This is a genomic window from Helicobacter mastomyrinus, assembly GCF_039555295.1.
GTDB lineage: Bacteria > Campylobacterota > Campylobacteria > Campylobacterales > Helicobacteraceae > Helicobacter_C > Helicobacter_C mastomyrinus.
Genome location: NZ_CP145316.1, coordinates 1,290,785 through 1,309,456 on the forward strand (window position 1 = coordinate 1,290,785; position 18,672 = coordinate 1,309,456).

19 protein-coding genes are annotated in these 18,672 nt (G+C 32.3%); 18 read left to right on the top strand and 1 reads right to left on the bottom strand.

What is annotated here, in order from left to right; all coding sequences use genetic code 11:
• Window positions 1-5 precede the first annotated feature (5 nt).
• The 18 genes from V3I05_RS06555 to V3I05_RS06640 all read left to right on the top strand — a co-directional run bounded on the left by V3I05_RS06555 (window position 6) and on the right by V3I05_RS06640 (window position 17,589).
• Window positions 6-434 carry a hypothetical protein gene (locus V3I05_RS06555; RefSeq protein WP_425531750.1) on the top strand — a complete coding sequence of 143 codons (429 nt, stop codon included), beginning with the start codon at window positions 6-8 and terminating at the stop codon, window positions 432-434.
• Window positions 435-497: 63 nt separating this feature from the next.
• Window positions 498-884, top strand: a complete 387-nt coding sequence (locus tag V3I05_RS06560) for a hypothetical protein (protein WP_343353014.1) — start codon at window positions 498-500, stop codon at window positions 882-884.
• The gene (locus tag V3I05_RS06565) at window positions 877-1,224 is read left to right on the top strand and encodes a hypothetical protein (protein ID WP_343353015.1); all 348 of its coding nucleotides are present in this window, start codon (window positions 877-879) and stop codon (window positions 1,222-1,224) included. The genes V3I05_RS06560 and V3I05_RS06565 overlap by 8 nt, the downstream gene beginning before the upstream one ends.
• The gene (locus V3I05_RS06570) at window positions 1,224-1,694 is read left to right on the top strand and encodes a hypothetical protein (RefSeq protein WP_343353016.1); all 471 of its coding nucleotides are present in this window, start codon (window positions 1,224-1,226) and stop codon (window positions 1,692-1,694) included. The genes V3I05_RS06565 and V3I05_RS06570 overlap by 1 nt, the downstream gene beginning before the upstream one ends.
• A 2-nt stretch (window positions 1,695-1,696) precedes the next feature.
• Window positions 1,697-2,086, top strand: coding sequence for a hypothetical protein (locus V3I05_RS06575; protein WP_343353018.1), 390 nt, complete (start codon window positions 1,697-1,699; stop codon window positions 2,084-2,086).
• Entirely contained in the window at window positions 2,086-2,631 is a 546-nt protein-coding gene (locus V3I05_RS06580; RefSeq protein WP_343353019.1) for a hypothetical protein, read from the top strand. Before V3I05_RS06575 ends, V3I05_RS06580 begins: the two co-directional genes overlap by 1 nt.
• Window positions 2,621-3,208: a hypothetical protein gene (locus tag V3I05_RS06585; RefSeq protein ID WP_343353020.1), complete on the top strand. Its 588-nt coding sequence runs from the start codon at window positions 2,621-2,623 to the stop codon at window positions 3,206-3,208. The genes V3I05_RS06580 and V3I05_RS06585 overlap by 11 nt, the downstream gene beginning before the upstream one ends.
• Window positions 3,209-3,739, top strand: a complete 531-nt coding sequence (locus V3I05_RS06590) for a hypothetical protein (RefSeq protein ID WP_343353022.1) — start codon at window positions 3,209-3,211, stop codon at window positions 3,737-3,739.
• A complete protein-coding gene (locus V3I05_RS06595; RefSeq protein ID WP_343353023.1) occupies window positions 3,736-5,823 on the top strand; it encodes a lipase family protein in 2,088 nt (695 codons plus the stop codon). Before V3I05_RS06590 ends, V3I05_RS06595 begins: the two co-directional genes overlap by 4 nt.
• Before the next feature lie 13 nt (window positions 5,824-5,836).
• Window positions 5,837-7,843: a hypothetical protein gene (locus V3I05_RS06600; protein ID WP_343353025.1), complete on the top strand. Its 2,007-nt coding sequence runs from the start codon at window positions 5,837-5,839 to the stop codon at window positions 7,841-7,843.
• A gap of 11 nt (window positions 7,844-7,854) precedes the next feature.
• Window positions 7,855-8,634, top strand: a complete 780-nt coding sequence (locus tag V3I05_RS06605; RefSeq protein ID WP_343353027.1) for a T6SS effector amidase Tae4 family protein — start codon at window positions 7,855-7,857, stop codon at window positions 8,632-8,634.
• Between the two features lie 12 nt (window positions 8,635-8,646).
• On the top strand, window positions 8,647-9,159 hold the full coding sequence (locus V3I05_RS06610) for a hypothetical protein (protein ID WP_343353029.1): 513 nt from the start codon (window positions 8,647-8,649) through the stop codon (window positions 9,157-9,159).
• Entirely contained in the window at window positions 9,160-9,324 is a 165-nt protein-coding gene (locus V3I05_RS06615) for a hypothetical protein (RefSeq protein WP_300451733.1), read from the top strand.
• A 14-nt stretch (window positions 9,325-9,338) separates the two neighbouring features.
• Window positions 9,339-9,752 (top strand): hypothetical protein, encoded by a 414-nt coding sequence (locus V3I05_RS06620; protein WP_343353031.1) that lies wholly within the window; start codon window positions 9,339-9,341, stop codon window positions 9,750-9,752.
• Window positions 9,753-9,850: 98 nt separating this feature from the next.
• A complete protein-coding gene (locus V3I05_RS06625) occupies window positions 9,851-13,738 on the top strand; it encodes a hypothetical protein (RefSeq protein WP_343353032.1) in 3,888 nt (1,295 codons plus the stop codon).
• Window positions 13,739-13,765: 27 nt separating this feature from the next.
• Window positions 13,766-15,025 (top strand): hypothetical protein, encoded by a 1,260-nt coding sequence (locus V3I05_RS06630; RefSeq protein WP_343353034.1) that lies wholly within the window; start codon window positions 13,766-13,768, stop codon window positions 15,023-15,025.
• A gap of 176 nt (window positions 15,026-15,201) precedes the next feature.
• On the top strand, window positions 15,202-16,197 hold the full coding sequence (locus V3I05_RS06635; RefSeq protein ID WP_343353036.1) for a hypothetical protein: 996 nt from the start codon (window positions 15,202-15,204) through the stop codon (window positions 16,195-16,197).
• 24 nt (window positions 16,198-16,221) lie between these two features.
• Window positions 16,222-17,589 carry a hypothetical protein gene (locus V3I05_RS06640; protein ID WP_343353038.1) on the top strand — a complete coding sequence of 456 codons (1,368 nt, stop codon included), beginning with the start codon at window positions 16,222-16,224 and terminating at the stop codon, window positions 17,587-17,589.
• 85 nt (window positions 17,590-17,674) lie between these two features.
• On the opposite strand, the gene V3I05_RS06645 is transcribed toward V3I05_RS06640, so the two are convergent.
• A complete protein-coding gene (locus tag V3I05_RS06645) occupies window positions 17,675-18,664 on the bottom strand; it encodes an FHA domain-containing protein (protein WP_343353040.1) in 990 nt (329 codons plus the stop codon).
• Between the last annotated feature and the right edge of the window lie 8 nt (window positions 18,665-18,672).

Here is an 18,672-nt window from a genome sequence, read left to right on the forward strand (position 1 = left end):
TTATGATGACAAATAAAGCACAAGTGCAAAAATTAAGAGACTATGCCGAGTTGGCTTGGGCAGCCTATGGGTATTTTGATAAGGTTTTGGTGGTAAATCGTCAGATTAAAGAAATAAAAGAATTGACAGCCCAAAATAAAAAATTATTTTTGGATTTGGAAAGCATAAAAGATAGTATTGAGCACTTTAAACTAGAAAATATTACCTATGAAAATACTCTTGATAAAACATATCAAAAACATTTTGACAAAAAAAGTGGAAAAATTGGAACAAAAACATTTTTAGGTGGCGATTTCTCCCCTCTCCAATCTAAAAGTTTCTTTGAACGCTATGATTTACTCATCCATCAACCAAGTACTGAAAGTGGCTTTTCTGCTACTTTATTTGGAGAAAAAAGAAAGCAAAGGAATACAGAATCTAAAGGAGTTATATAATGAAAAAATTGCTAAACTTTATAATATTATCTAGTGTTGCTTTGTTGTTTAGTGGTTGTATTAGTGGTTGGGGATGGCTTGTGCCATATAACTTGCAACCAAGTTATCATAAGTTTAAAAAAAATGTGTAAGTTAAATAATTACCCAAAAAGTGAGGAAAAATATAATAGAATCTTAGCTTATTTTGATAAGAGTTTAGATGGTAGTATAGGAAAAAATGGTTATGCAAAAATAGGTTATAGCAATAGATTAGATTTAGGAGTATATATTTATTATAAGAATCCAAACAACAAAACATTAACTTTTAAAAATATTGATAAAATGTATTTTAGACCAATATGGAAAAACTATGCACCAAATATTTATGGTAATGAGGGTAATATGGATTTTAGATTAAAGTTTGATGGTGAAATAGATTGCAGAAGCTTAGTAGGAGAGTTAGATGGATAATAAACAACAAATCAATAAACTAAGGAATATGGCGGAAATTGCACAGGCAAGTTATGGATATTTTCATTGCGTTGATAATAAATTTGATATAAAAGATGAAGATAAAATTGTTACCTTTGAAGATGTTTTAGATATTACCTATAAAAACTCTAAAATTATTGATGAAAGAGGATTTAAAGTAGGCAAACTCGATGGCGATTTCTCCCCTCTCCAATCTAAAAGTTTCTTTGAACGCTATGATTTACTCATTCATCAACCAAATACTGAAAGTGGCTTTTCTGCTACTTTATTTGGTGAAAAAAGAAAGCAAAAGAATACAGAATCTAAAGGAGTTATATAATGAAAAAATTGCTAAACTTTATAATATTATCTAGTGTTGCTTTGTTGTTTAATGGTTGTATTAGTGGTTGGGGGTGGCTTGTGCCATATAACTTGCAACCAAGTTATCATAAGTTTAAAAAAATGTGTAAGTTAAATGAATTACCCAATAATGAAGAGAAGTACAATAAGATACTATCATATTATGATTTAGATTGGAATACTATGCTTGAAACAATGAAACCAATGCAAACGAGCGATGAATATCAAATAAAATATATGTTAGGAGAAACCAAAATACACAACAGAATAGAATTTGATTCAGGTTTTTTTGTATATTTAGATAAGACGAAACAAAATATTGTTAGGATTAGCCCATATTTTTTTGCAAGATGGGACACTAAAAGAAAATATCTCACAACAAAAAGCATAGCTTCTTACGAGCTTGTATTTAAAACAGCTTATGGAAGTTGCACATCTATTAAGGATTAACAATGAGCAATAAAGAACAAATACAGAAATTACGAGACTATGCAGAGCTAGCTTGGGCTAGTTATGGGTACTTTCATTTGGCAGATAAAGATTATAAACCTGAAGGTTGGTGGAATAAAGATAGGGAGAGATTGGAACAATTTGCAAAACAATACAATAATCCTAAAACAACAGAAGTTGAATTAGAATCTATTAGACCCACCTACATCGACATTCTCAACATAGAATATAACTCTTTCTTAGGTGGCGACATGACTCCCACCCAAACACAAAGATTCTTTTCTCGCTATGATTTACTCATCCATCAACCAAGTACTGAAAGTGGCTTTTCTGCTACTTTATTTGGAGAAAAAAGAAAGCAAAGGAATACAGAATCTAAAGGAGTTATATAATGAAAAAATTGCTAAACTTTATAATATTATCTAGTGTTGCTTTGTTGTTTAATGGTTGTATTAGTGGTTGGGGGTGGCTTGTGCCATATAACTTGCAACCAAGTTATCATAAGTTTAAAAAAATGTGTAAGTTAAATGAATTACCCAATAATGAAGAGAAGTATAATAAGATTCTAAGGTATTTTGATACAAGTTTAGATACATTGGATTGGGAGGAGTTGAATCATAATAACGATAATAAAAGGAAGTGGAAAGTTACCAAAGAACACGGGTATTACAGACAAGGAATCTATGAATATGCGACTTTAACAAAAAAAAAGGAAATAAATTCTCGTTTAAGAATGGTAGCACGTTTTTTAAGTAATGAGGCGGAAATAAATCGTTATAATGTCAATCAAATGTCAATAGGTGCTACTTGGCGTACCAGACGCTACTATTTAAGTGGTAACGAAGGGACAGGAATTTATTGGAGTGAGGAAACATTGGGTTGTAGCGATATAGTAAAAGAGAATATGACGCCAAAAGGATTCAAAAATGACAAATAAACAACAGATTCAAAAAATAAGAGATAATGCAGAATTAGCTCAAGCCGCTTATGGTTATTTTCATTTGGTAGGTAAGAAATTTAAAGATGAGGAACAATATCCCGATGATAAAAGAGATAAACCCATAACACTCCACGACATCTTAGATTCTACCTACAAAGGTTATGTAACTTCTGACCATACCACACTTATTAATCCAGAGGAGCTCGATGGCGATTTCTCCCCTCTCCAATCTAAAAGTTTCTTTGAACGCTATGATTTACTCATTCATCAACCAAATACTGAAAGTGGCTTTTCTGCTACTTTATTTGGTGAAAAAAGAAAGCAAAAGAATACAGAATCTAAAGCAATACAATATACAAGTGAATATGGCTATATCAATTATACCCTAGCCATTCGTGGGACAGAGCTACTTAATAGGGGTGATATAGGAGCTGATACAAAACTTGCATTAGGAAATATCCCTAAAAAACAACATCTTGATATGCTTTTGTTTTATAATCAATGTATAGGAAATATTCCTTTTTATGTAGAAAGAGATTCTAAAGAATATATAGAATCTAGAAAGGTAGCATAAATGAAAAAGTTTTTACACATTCTTTTATTCTCTAGCGTTGCTTTGTTGTTTAGTGGTTGTATTAGTGGTTGGGGGTGGCTTGTGCCATATAACTTGCAACCAAGTTATCATAAGTTTAAAAAAATGTGTAAGTTAAATGAATTACCCAATAATGAAGAGAAGTATAATAAGATTCTAAGGTATTTTGATACAAGTTTAGATACACTTGATTGGGAGGAGTTGAATAGGGAGGCTGCAAAATTAGATGAAAGAAGCGATGATTATATAAAAGATATTGTAGAATATCGAGTTTCCCCAGCAGAAAAGAAAACAAGAAGAATTTATGGTTATGTTAATTTATTTGCCAATAAAAATGGGTTTGCACCTCAAAATTTAACTAAAATTAATGTCCATGGTGCTTGGTATACAAGACGCTATCATTTAGAGCAAGAATCTATGGCTAGTTATAATCTTACGTGGTTCGAGGATAGTATAGGTTGCACATACATTATAAAAAGGAAATTTTTTCAATATCAAGGAGATAAGCAATGACAAATAAACAACAAATCAAAAAGCTTAGAGACAATGCTGAGCTTGCATGGGCTAGTTATGGGTATTTTGATTTAGTGGGAAAAAAGTTCGATATAAAAGATGAAAGAATTAAAAATTCCCCTAGAATAGATAATCTCACTATTACTCATACCGACATATTAGACTTAACTTACAATAAATACATCGCAGTGGAATCAAATCCACATAAACCAGATGATGAAATAAAGGTAGGCAAACTCGATGGCGACTTCTCCCCTCTCCAAGCAAAAAGATTCTTTTCTCGCTATGATTTACTCATCCACCAACCAAATACTGAATCAGGCTTTTCTGCTACTTTATTTGGAGAAAAAAGAAAACAAAAGAATACAGAATCTAAAGAGATTAGCTATACAAGTGAATATGGCTATATCAATTATACCCTAGCCATTCGTGGGACAGAGCTACTTAATAGGGGTGATATAGGAGCTGATACAAAACTTGCATTAGGAAATATCCCTAAAAAACAACATCTTGATATGCTTTTGTTTTATAATCAATGTATAGGAAATATTCCTTTTTATGTAGAAGGAGATTCTATGCCTAACAATAAAAATTCTATAGAATACAAACTATGGAAAAAACTCTATCAAAGAAGCACAACATCTAAACATAAAGCCTATATAACAAAATCTCTTTTCAAAGATACTACCAAAGAGGCTACTTTAGAGAACTTCATACCTCCTATAGATTCTAATACTAAACTCACTATCACAGGACACTCTCTTGGTGGTTGCTTAACACAACTCTTTGCACTCTCTTTTGCAAACTATGCTAAGAGAGATTGTGGAATCATCCAAGAAATCTATACCTATAATGCTCCTGGTGCTAGAGACTTGAGCATAGATGCTTTTGGTGTAATTGATATAGATTTAGCTAATCTTTCAAGTGATAATAAAGAAATTAGGGAAAAGAAAATAGAACAATATATTCATAGTTTAGATTTGCAGACTATAACACAGAGATTTATCAAAAAGTTACAACGCTTTGGGATAAAAGCTAGTTATTCAGATGGATTATTAGTTATCACAGAACAGCTGAAAAGATTTCTTGGGTTTAAATATAACCAAGAATATAGGGCAGGATTAAAAGTAGAACTTAGGACTATACAAGAAAATGGATCATTGCTAAAGACTTATAAGCCATATTTTATAGAAATAGATTCTTTATATGTCAATGCATATAACAATCTTATAGATAATTACTACTTTCATAGAGAAAAAAGGCAAGGTGTAGATATAGGATTGCCAACTCATCATATAGAAACTGATAGCGATAATAATCCAAACAACAAGGAAAAGAGTCCTGTTCAGAATCTAGGGGAGGATATAGAAGGCAAACACTATTATCTTAATATTGGCATAGATATAGATGATATGGATAGTCATTCTATCAAAAACTCTGTGGTTATATTGTATTTTTACGATTATCTTTTAGACTTGGAGGCAAATAGAGAAAAACTCTCAAATCGTATTAAGGAGTTAGAAACTAATCCCAAAGATCCTGCTACCTTAAATTACATAGGATACAAGGCTGCTAAAAACAAAGGTAAATATCAACTCATTACTGCTTTACTTAATGACTTTATGCAATGGAATTACAATTCCCTAAAAGAAGTCAATAAAGCAGTCTTGAGTGAAGTTAAAAACAAATATAAAGAGCAAAAAAAGAACGATAAAAATACATCAAATCCGCCAGAAAAGATATTTCCTCTTGTATATCTTTTAAATGAAGTGAGTTATATAGCAAGGTTTAAAGATAGCAAGGATATAGAGGAATTTAACATATATAAGATGATAGATTTAATCACGCAACTACAAGAAGCAAAAATTTATATAAAAATTCTAGATAAAAAATTCTTTGATGAATTAGAAAACAAGCAATGCAGTGTAGCAGAATTACGAAGTGTACTAAAATGTCAGCCCTTTATGGTAGTTGATGAAAACAACAAAGAAATACTTAATGAAAGCAATAGAGCAGAAATCTTTTACTATAAAACCTTTAATAATCTAGTCTCGCAAATTTTGCAATCTTATAAAACTGCCTAAGGAATCTACAATAATGAATGAATATCAAAAAGCCTATATCGCATTGAGCAGAGAGCTACTTTTTTCATCAAGTCCTTTGGTTATCACACCAAAGAATCCTTACAAGACCACCAAAAGTCTCTATAGTTCTTTAGAATGCAAAATATTTTTTGATAAAGAAAAAGATGTAATCTATATTTTTACTTATAATGGGGATGTGTTTGATTGCAAGGATTTATTACAAGATATAAATAATCTTACCAACCAGAACAAACAGGATTTACAAAATTACAATATCTCGATTTTTTTAGAATCTACCCTCCTCACAGGTGGTAATGAATCTAAGAGTTTAGGTTATGAATGCTACTTTGGCACATTAGATTCTAAAGATAGTAATCTAGGCTTAGATGAATCTAAACCCATCTATCACTTAATCGGTGAAATAGATTCTAACTCTATGGAATCTACAAGCAATAATAAAGATTCTAACAATTCCTTAAGCACCCTCCAAATATTTTTAAATGGCAATACCCTAACACTCTTAAACTACTCCCTCCTAGATTCTAGTCTTAACATCAAATTAGAATGTAACTCTAAAGAATCTAAAGAAATACTAGAGAGAGAACAAATACAAAGAGAGCAGATACAAAGAGATTCTAACTCCATAGATTCTCTAACAAGCACTGCAATGCTTCATCCAATACTAGAAGATGATGAAATAAAATGTCCTCACGGAGGAGTAGTGCAATTAAAATCCAATCTAGGCAAAAGCATTACAGATAAGAATATTCCTTTTATATTAGAAACTGATTTATTACACTCTCCTATCATAGGTTGCACTAATAACATTGCAGGTGTTCCTATTCCTTGCACACAAGTAGCACTCATACTTCCTAGTTCTCGTGGATTAAAAAAGCATAATGGAGATTATCCTATAATGCAAGATTTAGTAAGTTCTGGAGTATTCTCTGATAAGGGAGTTCCACTTATTTGCACTCCTAAAGCTAATAGTTATAAAATCAATGCCCCTAATCCTACTCATACTAAGAATATAGAGAAAGAAGCTTTAAAGGCACAAATAGAATTTCATAAACCCATACTAAGACTACACTATAAAATCTGTCCTTCTCAAAAAGATAATCTTCCTATATATAGAATAAAGCTTAATGATAGTATTATAGAATCCAACAATGATATACCACTAGATGTTCTTCATATTGATATAGCTAAGGATACTCAAGCATTAGATGTGGAAACATTAAATGATAATAGTTTAGATTCTAATCTGCAAGATATACTCTCTAAAATCTACTCTAGTTTAAAACAAACTTATGCCAAAGACTATCTTTATCAATATCTATCCTTACAATTAGATTCTAATGCCCTTATTCTCATACTCCTTATCCCCCAATCTCTTCCTAAACTCTTTAAAGAACCCTATAAAAACTATAAACATAAAGACTATGGCATAGGAAAGTATCACTATCTCTATAACTACTGCACTTTTACAGCATTTAAGATAGAAGACTCTATGCAGGTAGGATTAGATTCTTATCCTAGCAATGCTACTATCCTTACATTACACACACCTTATAAAACACAAAGACTAGAGTTGCAATTAGCAAGTGGATTAGATAGTGTGATAGAATCTGATAGAGAGCAAACACAACAAATCATAGATTCTCTACTCACACTTCAAGTTGTCAATGGTGGATATAGGCAGAAGTATTGGGGATTTGGGGAAGAGATACAAGAGAATCTCTTACAAGCAGATATAGATAAAGAAAATAGAGAGTCTAAAGAAACACAAGAAAAAGAAAAACAAATCACAGAAATCTATTTTTCCTATGGAGAGGATAAAATAAGACTCAATGACATCTCAAGACATTCTCAAGATATAAACTTACATATCAAAACACAAGGATATGAGGAGGGGGAGAGATTGGATTTGACATTAGAATTTCAAGAAAAAACTTTTCAAATTTCAGCAACCATAAGAAATAATCAAGCTACGATTCTAAATATCTTTAATGAATCATAAAAGGAGCAATGATGTCAAACATATGCAAGGTAAAATGTGGAGACAAAGAGGCAACAATTAAGATTCAAAGACCATCGTGGTGTTGTATGGAGCAAGGTTACAACATAATACATCAAATTGCTAAGAAAGCAGAAGAACAAGCTAAAGAAGACGGGCTAGATGATGTAGAGACTTCAAAACTTATAGCTAAATATGTATTTGAACATATTGGGGGTAAGCTCAACGAAGCTCGTATAGAAGCAGAGAGTAAGGCTTTGCTAGGAGAAAATGTCAATACGTATAGAAATACTTGTGCTACAAAAGTAAGTTTTGCTTTCAATAATAGTGAAATAAAGATAGACGATAAAGATTTAAAGCTGACAAGTGGCACAAAGTGGAAAGGGAAAGATGGATACTATTATTATACAGGAGTTTCTGGGATTAAAAACTTATTGCTTGAAAATTGGAAAGAGAAAGGATTGAAACCTTATTCTCAAACAAACAATAAAGACTTTTATAAAGTATTTTATGACTATAAAAAAGAACCATCCGAATTATTGATAGATAAATATGGAAATGTTCTTAATAAAGAAAGAGTAAAACAGATACGCAAAGACAATTTAAATTTTTTCTATACTTTGCAATCTTTGGGTATTAAAGGTATTATAACAATGGATATTGACGCTTGGAGTAATGCTGGAGGGCATACTACCCTATGGAATGGAAGCAAATTTTTAGACGATACCAATTATTTAAATGATGAGAGGAACTATGTGTTTGTTAGAGAATTATGTTTTTGGGAGCTTAAATAAAAGGAGGTTGATATGAAGTGTTTTGTCTTATTGGTTTTGTTTGGAATTTTTCTTAATGCAGAGGAATGCTTAGATTATGATGATAAGAGCAGCGCATCATATCTTAGAAGCAAGCGGTTTTCTGAAGCTATGATTTATGCTAAGACTACTATGGTAAAAACAATGAAAAACTATGGCTTTGGTGTGTGCTTAGAATATTATGATTTAGATTCTAAAAGAAAAGAGAGGGAAATGGATTCCTTACGAGATAACTTAAGACTGATAGAAAAGAGGGATTGGTTGCACGATAAGCGATGTATTATAACAAACAATGGAGAAAAGATGAAAGAAGAAGTTGAAAACTATATCGTAGATTATAAAAAAAAATCAATAGAAGCAATCAAATCGGTTCTCACTGAAGAAAGGCTTAAAGAAATATTAGAATCCCCTCCACTTTTGCAAAAATGCTTATCTCTTTACGATTCCAAAGAATACCAAGCCGAAGTTGAACGCATTGTCAAAAAATACTGCAAGGATTGCAAATAAATGATTGCTCTCATTCAAAGAAAAAGCATTATCGCAATGATTGGCACAGATGGATTACGACATACTACTTTATGGAATGGAAGCAAATTTTTAGATGATACAAATTATTTAAATGATAAAACATTTGAAGTATTTGTTAGAGAATTATGCTTTTTTGAGCTTTGAATAAAGGAGATTGTATGAAGTGTTTTGTCTTATTGGTTTTGTTGTGTATATTTTGCATAAACACTAATGCTGATGATAGGTTTGATGTTAGAAAGAATCTTAAACATTATGGCTTTGGTTTTTGTTTGCAAAAAAGTTATGGTTATGTAGATGAAACAGGTCAAATGCCAACATTACCGTATCATTTGCATGTATTCCAACAAGGAAGTATGAAATTTTCTGTAATGGCTGGACTTAAAAATGAAGAACAAGTTGCTAAAATCATACAATCTTATGTTTCTCAATTTATGTCAAGTCCTCAAAGGAAAGCTACTACAAAGCAAGGATTCAGAGTATTGGTTCAAGATTGTATGCAACTCTACGATTCAAAAGAATACCAAGCCGAAGTAGAACGCATTGTCAAAAAATACTGCAAGGATTGTGAATAAATATCTAAACCCTTTAAAATACTATAAAGACTTTGGTATATCTTTTATGAGTAGCTTTATGATAGAATACGAACCTAGATGTAAAAGAGGTGGTTCAAATGATAATTTCAAGTAAAGAAGAATTATTGCAAGAAATTGATAATATGTTAGGCTTAAAGACACATAAAACAATACATCAGATTATATTTCTTTGTCCAAATATGAATGCAAACCTCATTACGCATAATAACCAATCACCACAGAATCTAGGGCAAGAAATCCTAAATAAATTACAGCAAACGCACGTTGATGCAACTATACACAGCTTTGAGACATTAAGTCAAGAACAAGTCTTGGGAACAAAACAATCCTACAACCTACCCAAACATATTACCATAGAGACATATCATAATGATAACATCATCAAAACCCTATTAGATTCTATTAAAGAATCTGCAAAGATTAATACAGCTCAGCAATATGGAAACTTAGAGGCTATGCTTAATGACATCAAGTCTGAAAATATAAATAAGATTTCTCTAATAAAACCTAAAAATGAAGCAATAAAACAGATTAAGGAATTCATAGAATCTAACTTGTTTGCAGATATGATAAAAGCAGATGCTAAGGCAAATATTGAGCAACTTTTTAATAAGCTAGAGCAGTATATCAAACAAGCCCTAAAGGATAAAAATAACGATGATTATAAAAATATCATAAAAACAATCTTTGGCGTGATTCTTACTATTGCCACAGGTGGAGGTGCAGCAATCATATTGCTAGGTATATCTGCAGTATTGCTTTCATCACTTATGGACTATCAAGATGCTAAAAATAACAAATATAGCTATATCAAAAATCCAATCATAGAGTTTCTTGCCACCGAGTTAGCAATGTATATACAGCTTGCAAACACACAACTACTCTCTTGTATGCTGATTGTGGAAAGCACACAAGAGACAGACAAGAAAAAAATAGAATTTCTTGACTTATCAGGCTTTAATCTTTATTTGGAAAATACGTTATTATCGTGTTCTCAATCTATCGCTTTTAAGGGTGAGTTTAGCTCTATGATAGATATTCCAAACCTATTAGCTCAAAAAGCAATTACCCTACCCAAAACACAACACAATAGTATAAAAGCTCAAATGCTCCACATACACCAAAATGAAACTAAACAACAAAATATCAAAGACGTATCTCTTCTTACACATATGCTCCAAGCAGTGCAATACTTCAATCATCTTGCCTATATAGAATCTCCACATTTTAATTCCGCTCTATTAGCTGAAATTTTGAATAACAAAAACACTCAATACCCCAATAATCACACTACAAATATGGCAAAAAATTATCTTATTATCACCAATGCCCCAAGCAAATATAATGCAAAGCTTACAGAAACGATTACCCAACACATCATTGGTAATACAATTAAAGACGATATAAACAATCGCACCAAACAAGAGCTTACTCTCTCAAGAGAGGGCGAAAAGAAAAGCTATAACACCACAAGAGATTACAGCACATATAGGATAGAAATCAATAAAAAAGATAATGAGCCTTATATGGTGCAGCTTTCGCCATTTGTGAGAGTAGAGATTGATGCAATCAAACAAGCTTATGAGAATAATCCAAAATATAAGGAGCTAAATGATTCTTTAAGGGAAGCACCCATAATGGATAAGTATGCTCAGCAATCTAATAGCTCGTATTATCTCTCTCAAGACACATTATTTCAGCAAGCAACACAAGAGAGCATAGATTCTTTCGTGCGATCCTATGGCATAAAATATATACAATCCTTTTTTAAAACTCCTAAAGAAATCGAGGATATTATTACAAAAGAAGAGCAAACAGCCAAAGATTTTCTTACCCAATTACAATATTTCCATAATAGCAATACAAACTTGGATAATTCTTTATTAGCGATTTTTACGCTTTTTTATGGACTCTATGTGTTTAAGATACATTTTCCAAGCTTTGCGTTGAAAAGTAGCATTGCAAAAAAGACAACAAGTAGTGGCTATCTTTTCACAAACGAGCGCGATTATCTTAAAGTCTCTTGTTTAAATGAAACTTGGGAGTTTTATCTCACCAAAGCATATCCAGACTATAAAGTCCAACCATCTCAAAATGTCCAAATCGCCAAAGTTTTACAAGAAAAACTCTTGCAACATAGCAGCCCACAAGAGACAGAGCTAAGTAAAGACTTCTTAGAGTATCTTAGCAAGTTTATAAATACTGATGATAATAATGATGTAAAAGCATTAAATGATGAGATTCAAAAAATTGTAGAGATTGATTTGGATAAGGAGCTAGAGCAAGAGCTAGCACAAATCGAACAATATGGAAAAAAATACAAAAAGATTGTGCAGCAAGAACGCACACAAGAAGTATTTTATAGCTCACTCTATAAGATATTAGGCATAATATGTCCCTTTATGAATTTTGCTCACGAAGATATGATTAATGCGACAAAGCATTGCATTGCGATTTTTATCAATACCTTTAAATCTCTAAGTAAAAATCAAAGCTCAAATTTTGCTTTGCATTTATATCAGACATTGCTTACAGAAATAGGAGGAGTGCTATTCTTATCATATCCCACAACTATACGTGTGCATATTGAGATTAATGGAGGCGTTCAAGACACATCAAAAAAATTGAATAACAAAGTAGATATTATAAATAAGATGGAATCAAAACTCACAGAGTTATTAGGACAAAAAAACAAAGAGCAAATACAAAATTTCCTCAAAGGTTTTGCCCAAGTGGAGCTAAGACGCACAAAAGCACAAATAGCACATTTTGAGGCAAAAACTGCTTTTATCCTTGAACACATTGATGAAAATGTCAAAACACTAAATCTCCAAGCTATCAAAGAAAAGCTAAAGCAAACTATGAGCTCACCCAAAGACAAAGCACTTATTGATAAAATTTGCTTTACATATAGCAGTGGTAAGGCACAATCACACTTTATAGGCACACTTCAAGCACGAGAGATTTTCTCTCAAATCAAGCAATTTCGTTATAATAAGATTGCTTATCAACTCAACGCTAATGCTGCTGCAACCGCAGTAAGTATAGCACTAGATATTATACTTAATTATTATTTTAGCACCAATTATGAGGCATACCAAAAAGAGTTTGAGAGCATTATGCACAAACGTTATAGCTTTTATTATGATTTACCCTATGCGTTAAAAAGACAAGAGAGCCTCCTAGAGCGTAATACCCACAACCAAACAATCAAAAAAGACAGAGAGCTCACCTACTATCCTATGTTAGTGCATTCCAAATTTATGTCTTTTGATTTACAATCAATGATATATGGCACAGAGCTTTGCACAGGTGGGCTGACACATCATATCGGACTAGCCTATTTGCTACAACAAGATAAAAGCGATGTCTTACAAGAATTCTTGCTTACAAAGCTTCTATCCTATCTCATCATCGATGAGAAGCGAACAGCAAAAGATAAGCAAGATTATGAGATACATTATAATAAACAAGTGCCAGATTATACATTCTTTCATCATAAGATCGTAGATAGCAAAGGCAATATCACAAACACAACAAGCCATATATCCCTCAATGATATACGCAAATACCAAGTGCCAGAGGGAAGTAGTTTGTATAAGGAATTTAGAGATTTAGAAGAAGATGATAAAAAATCAGCCATTGATGCCTATAATGAAGCCCTAGAAATCTTAGCAGAATATAAAGACTATTATCTAGCTCATACAAGAAGTGGAAAAGAAGATAGAAACAAAGCAAGGAGACTATTAGAATGTCTTAATGTTATAGGGCAGAATAATATGAGGGCGTTGTATGTGGGGGTGAATGATGATAGTAAAGCTGATGAGCCACCAACACCTACTATTATGGGAGCAAACAATGACGAAGAAGAAAAAGAGCAATCACAAGAAGACAAGAAACGTCCTAAATTCATAGGACGATTAGCCACGACTATCATTATAGAAGATGGCTTATGGTTAGGATAGATTTTTAAATAAGATTAAGGAGAAATAATGAGTGAGACATATCAGATTACTACACCTAATGGACTTATTTTGCAAGTTGATAAAGGCACAAATAAGATTCATTTTGTAAAAAACAAGGTAGAAACAGGCAAATACACAGAGGAATATTCTAAAGCCTTACTAGAAGCTTGGCAGATAATGGAAGAAGCAAAGAAACAATATAAACCCCTCTACCTAGACCCAAGCCTTAAAACAAATCCAAATCATTTTAAAGAATTTCAAAGCTTTCGCAATCTCTATCTTAAAGACCCTATAAAAAAAGCTATAGCCCCTTGGACTAAAAAAGAAAAAGCCTATTATGAATCTTTACAAACTAAAAGAGAGAGATACCAATACTTAGTAATAAGAAGTGGCTTAAGAAGTGCAGTCATAGATATACCCTTTGATGCTATTGGTGGAGTAGATGAAAAGGGTAGAGTAATAAATAAAGAATATGAAGATATCTTTTATCAAGTAGATAGGAATAAAGAAACATTAAAGTCTTATTTACACAGACAAGAATGGGGCATAGCCGCAGGGATACTAGGGAATCCTAGGTATCTCTCAAGAGATAAAATGGGCTTTCAAGCACGACATATACAAGCTCTTATCTTACAAATGCAGCTTGATGCGACTACTACTGACTTTAGAGGGTGGAAAGAGTATGAAAGCTACATAAAAAATATCATAGGCAACCAACGATTAGGATTACGTAAAAACCCCTTACGCCAACAACAGCTCATAGCCCTAGCTAAGAGCATAAAGCCAGATAGATTTGGTATGCTCCCATACATAGATGAGATAATGGGAGTGGATTGGGTAATGGATTTGAATATGTTATATGGGTATGCCATAGATGGAGATGGATGGACAATAGAAAAACGCATTAAAGAAATAGATGAAGGCAAACTCCTAGACCCAAGAGATCCTAAATCTACCAAGCAAACACGATTAGAATTTAAAGAGAGAATGAACACAATACGCTTTAGACGATATGATGCTGACTTACCAAATGATTGGGAACAAAAAAAGGTAGATTTATATATAGATTCTATGCTTTTAGAAGCTAAGATTATGGTAGTTACTCCCCCACAAGGTTATCCTAATGCACCTACTTATTATATCCCAGAGTATTTAGATGAACTCTATGAATCAGGTAAGCTTGATAAATTACTCAATCCCACTATCCCAGCTATATATAGAGAAACTTTCCCACAAGAATTACGTGATAAAATAGAGTGGTATGCTAAAAAGCATCATATTAAATAGGGGTGTAATATACAACAGGTATATCATAAAAAATAATATTATTAGATAGAGCAATAAAACGAAATAGAAAATAAAGATAGTTTATACAAAGAGTAATGATATAAGTAGAAATACAAATACTATAAAATATAATACAAAGCATACATACCATAGATAAATCATAACAAAGGACACTTATGCAAAAAAATAACTCTAAAAACACAAACATATTGTCAAATGCTCACATAGATTCTAAAAGACGCAAAGCTATTAAAGATTTAAGAGACTTAAGCTTACTTGGTGCAGGTAGCATACTAGGATTGCAAATATATAAAGATTCTAAAAGCCATAGCATAGAATCTCATTTCTTAGATTCTTACACAAATACATTAGATTCTACTTCTCTCTTAGAATCTAATGCCCTAGATTCTTTGCATTCTCTCTCTCATTCTAATATCTCTAGTGAAATCCTCTCACTCCCTCTCAAATACTTTAATGTGCCACAAACATACACTATGCTTTTAGAATCTAAACTTCCAAGAAATCAAAGAGAAAATCTACTCTATATCGTGCCATTACTTACAAGTAAAGACTTTAAGCATACAATGCCTAGTCTCTATCATCACTATAATGCAGAAAATAATACACATAGCATAATCTATAATGAGACAAGCCAATTCTTACAATATCACTATGACACTTTAGGCTCTTTACTCAAAGACTTGCAATCTCATCATTTTATAGCAAGAGATTATAGAGCATTGAGCCAAGATTCTAATAACCTTTTAGAAAACCTCATACAAGAGATGATACAAAATCTCATCATCACAAACACAACAAGCCATATATCCCTCAATGATATACGCAAATACCAAGTGCCAGAGGGAAGTAGTTTGTATAAGGAATTTAGAGATTTAGAAGAAGATGATAAAAAATCAGCCATTGATGCCTATAATGAAGCCCTAGAAATCTTAGCAGAATATAAAGACTATTATCTAGCTCATACAAGAAGTGGAAAAGAAGATAGAAACAAAGCAAGGAGACTATTAGAATGTCTTAATGTTATAGGGCAGAATAATATGAGGGCGTTGTATGTGGGAACAAGTGAAAACAGCAAAAAAATGAAACGTCCTAAATTCATAGGACGATTAGCCACGACTATCATTATAGAAGATGGCTTATGGTTAGGATAGATTAATTATAGAAAGGGAGAAAAAATGTTTTTATTTAATGATAAAGAGAAGCAAAAAGCAGTTAGGATAGTAAAAGATGTCTTTGGTAATGATATAGAGCTAGATTCAAATGGTAATGTGATATTGAAAGATTATAGATTTGATATTCAGACAATTTTTGATGATGAAGTGAAGAAAATTTCCATAGATGATAAAGATTTTTTAAAACAAGATTCACTAAGAGCTACAAGACTATTAAATGAGACAAATGCCATTTTAGATTCCTCTCCCTATAATTCCTACACCCCCCTCTACCTAGACCCAAGCCTTAAAACAAATCCAAATCATTTTAAAGAATTTCAAAGCTTTCGCAATCTCTATCTTAAAGACCCTATAAAAAAAGCTATAGCCCCTTGGACTAAAAAAGAAAAAGCCTATTATGAATCTTTACAAACTAAAAGAGAGAGATACCAATACTTAGTAATAAGAAGTGGCTTAAGAAGTGCAGTCATAGATATACCCTTTGATGCTATTGGTGGAGTAGATGAAAAGGGTAGAGTAATAAATAAAGAATATGAAGATATCTTTTATCAAGTAGATAGGAATAAAGAAACATTAAAGTCTTATTTACACAGACAAGAATGGGGCATAGCCGCAGGGATACTAGGGAATCCTAGGTATCTCTCAAGAGATAAAATGGGCTTTCAAGCACGACATATACAAGCTCTTATCTTACAAATGCAGCTTGATGCGACTACTACTGACTTTAGAGGGTGGAAAGAGTATGAAAGCTACATAAAAAATATCATAGGCAACCAACGATTAGGATTACGTAAAAACCCCTTACGCCAACAACAGCTCATAGCCCTAGCTAAGAGCATAAAGCCAGATAGATTTGGTATGCTCCCATACATAGATGAGATAATGGGAGTGGATTGGGTAATGGATTTTTCACAATATGATGTCTATGGCGATGTAATCATGGAACTCTATCAAGATGGACTTCCAATAAATAAAGGGTTAGTTGCTAAAGGGCTAATAAAAGATCCAAGAGATACAGATTCTACCAAAGAGAGTAGAGACGAGTTTAGGCAAAAAGCTATTTTTTTAAGTCAAAGAAGAGCTGAGGCTTCAGCACTATATTATCCCGATTCACCAACTTTTAGTAAAACTCAATCAGAATTAGAATATGATACGATAACACTTTATGCAAAAATTCGTGCAGTTACTCCCCCACAAGGTTATCCTAATGCACCTACTTATTATATCCCAGAGTATTTAGATGAACTCTATGAATCAGGTAAGCTTGATAAATTACTCAATCCCACTATCCCAGCTATATATAGAGAAACTTTCCCACAAGAATTACGTGATAAAATAGAGTGGTATGCTAAAAAGCATCATATTAAATAAAAAAGATAAGCATTGATAAATGCTATACAAAGATGCAAAGAATACATAAAGCCTCAAACTTTCAATTTGCAAAGAAGAGGAAGTATTAAGAATCTAAAGAGGGATTCTTTAAGTATTCGCTAAGTGCCTTTAAAAGCATACATTGTAAGGATTCCTTACTATTTTGATGAGATTGAATAATGGCTTGAGTTAATGAGTTTGCAAATATATCGTGTTCTAACATCTCAAAATATGGGCTATGAAGTTCTTTGCTAATAAGGGCTAATATGAGAGTGTTAAGAAGCGGGATAGAATCTATAAGCAAGGTATTATGCAGAATAGAATCTAGCTCTTGTGTGTCAAGTATGTGCTCATAAGTTGTCATATTGATGTGTGATAGGGGGTTATTAGGCATAGAGAAAGATTGTAGCATTCCTTGTAGGAATGTTTGTATATTCTTGGTATGAAGGATAATATCACTTTCCTTTGTTTGTGGTGATATTTCTTTTTTAGAAATGCTATCTGTTCTCATTGATTGCGATGAAGTGATAATGTTTTGTATAGTATCGTGAGTGCTTGCTATATCGGAGGGTATGGTATTTATAACTTGTGCTGGAGAGAGTTTTTCTAATATCTTATGTTTATCTAAACTGTCGGCCATATTTTCTTCATCTAATATTTTTGTATCTAGTTCCACTCTAGGCTTAACATCTATGGCAAAATCACTTTCATCAGCAATTTTATCAAGCACTTTTTTATAGTCCAGGAAGTCATCTTTTATATCTTTTGTGTCTATAAAGCTGCATTTATATTTTCCAATTCTAAAACTATCCCCAACTTCTATAATTGTTTCATAGCCTTGCTCAAGTTTAGAGAAAGATTCATTGTAAAATACTTCAGAATCCCCAATACAAGAGATAGTAAAGCAACCATCTTCATAGTTGATATTAACATGTCTTTCTTGAATAGATTCATCTGGTAAGCACAATTGATTGATGGAAGTATTGCCTATGGTTCCTCCATTATCGTCAAAAACACAATAAATCGGTTTTGCTTGGTTGTCAATGTCTTCTACAAGAATTGCTATTTGCTCCATTTGCGTTC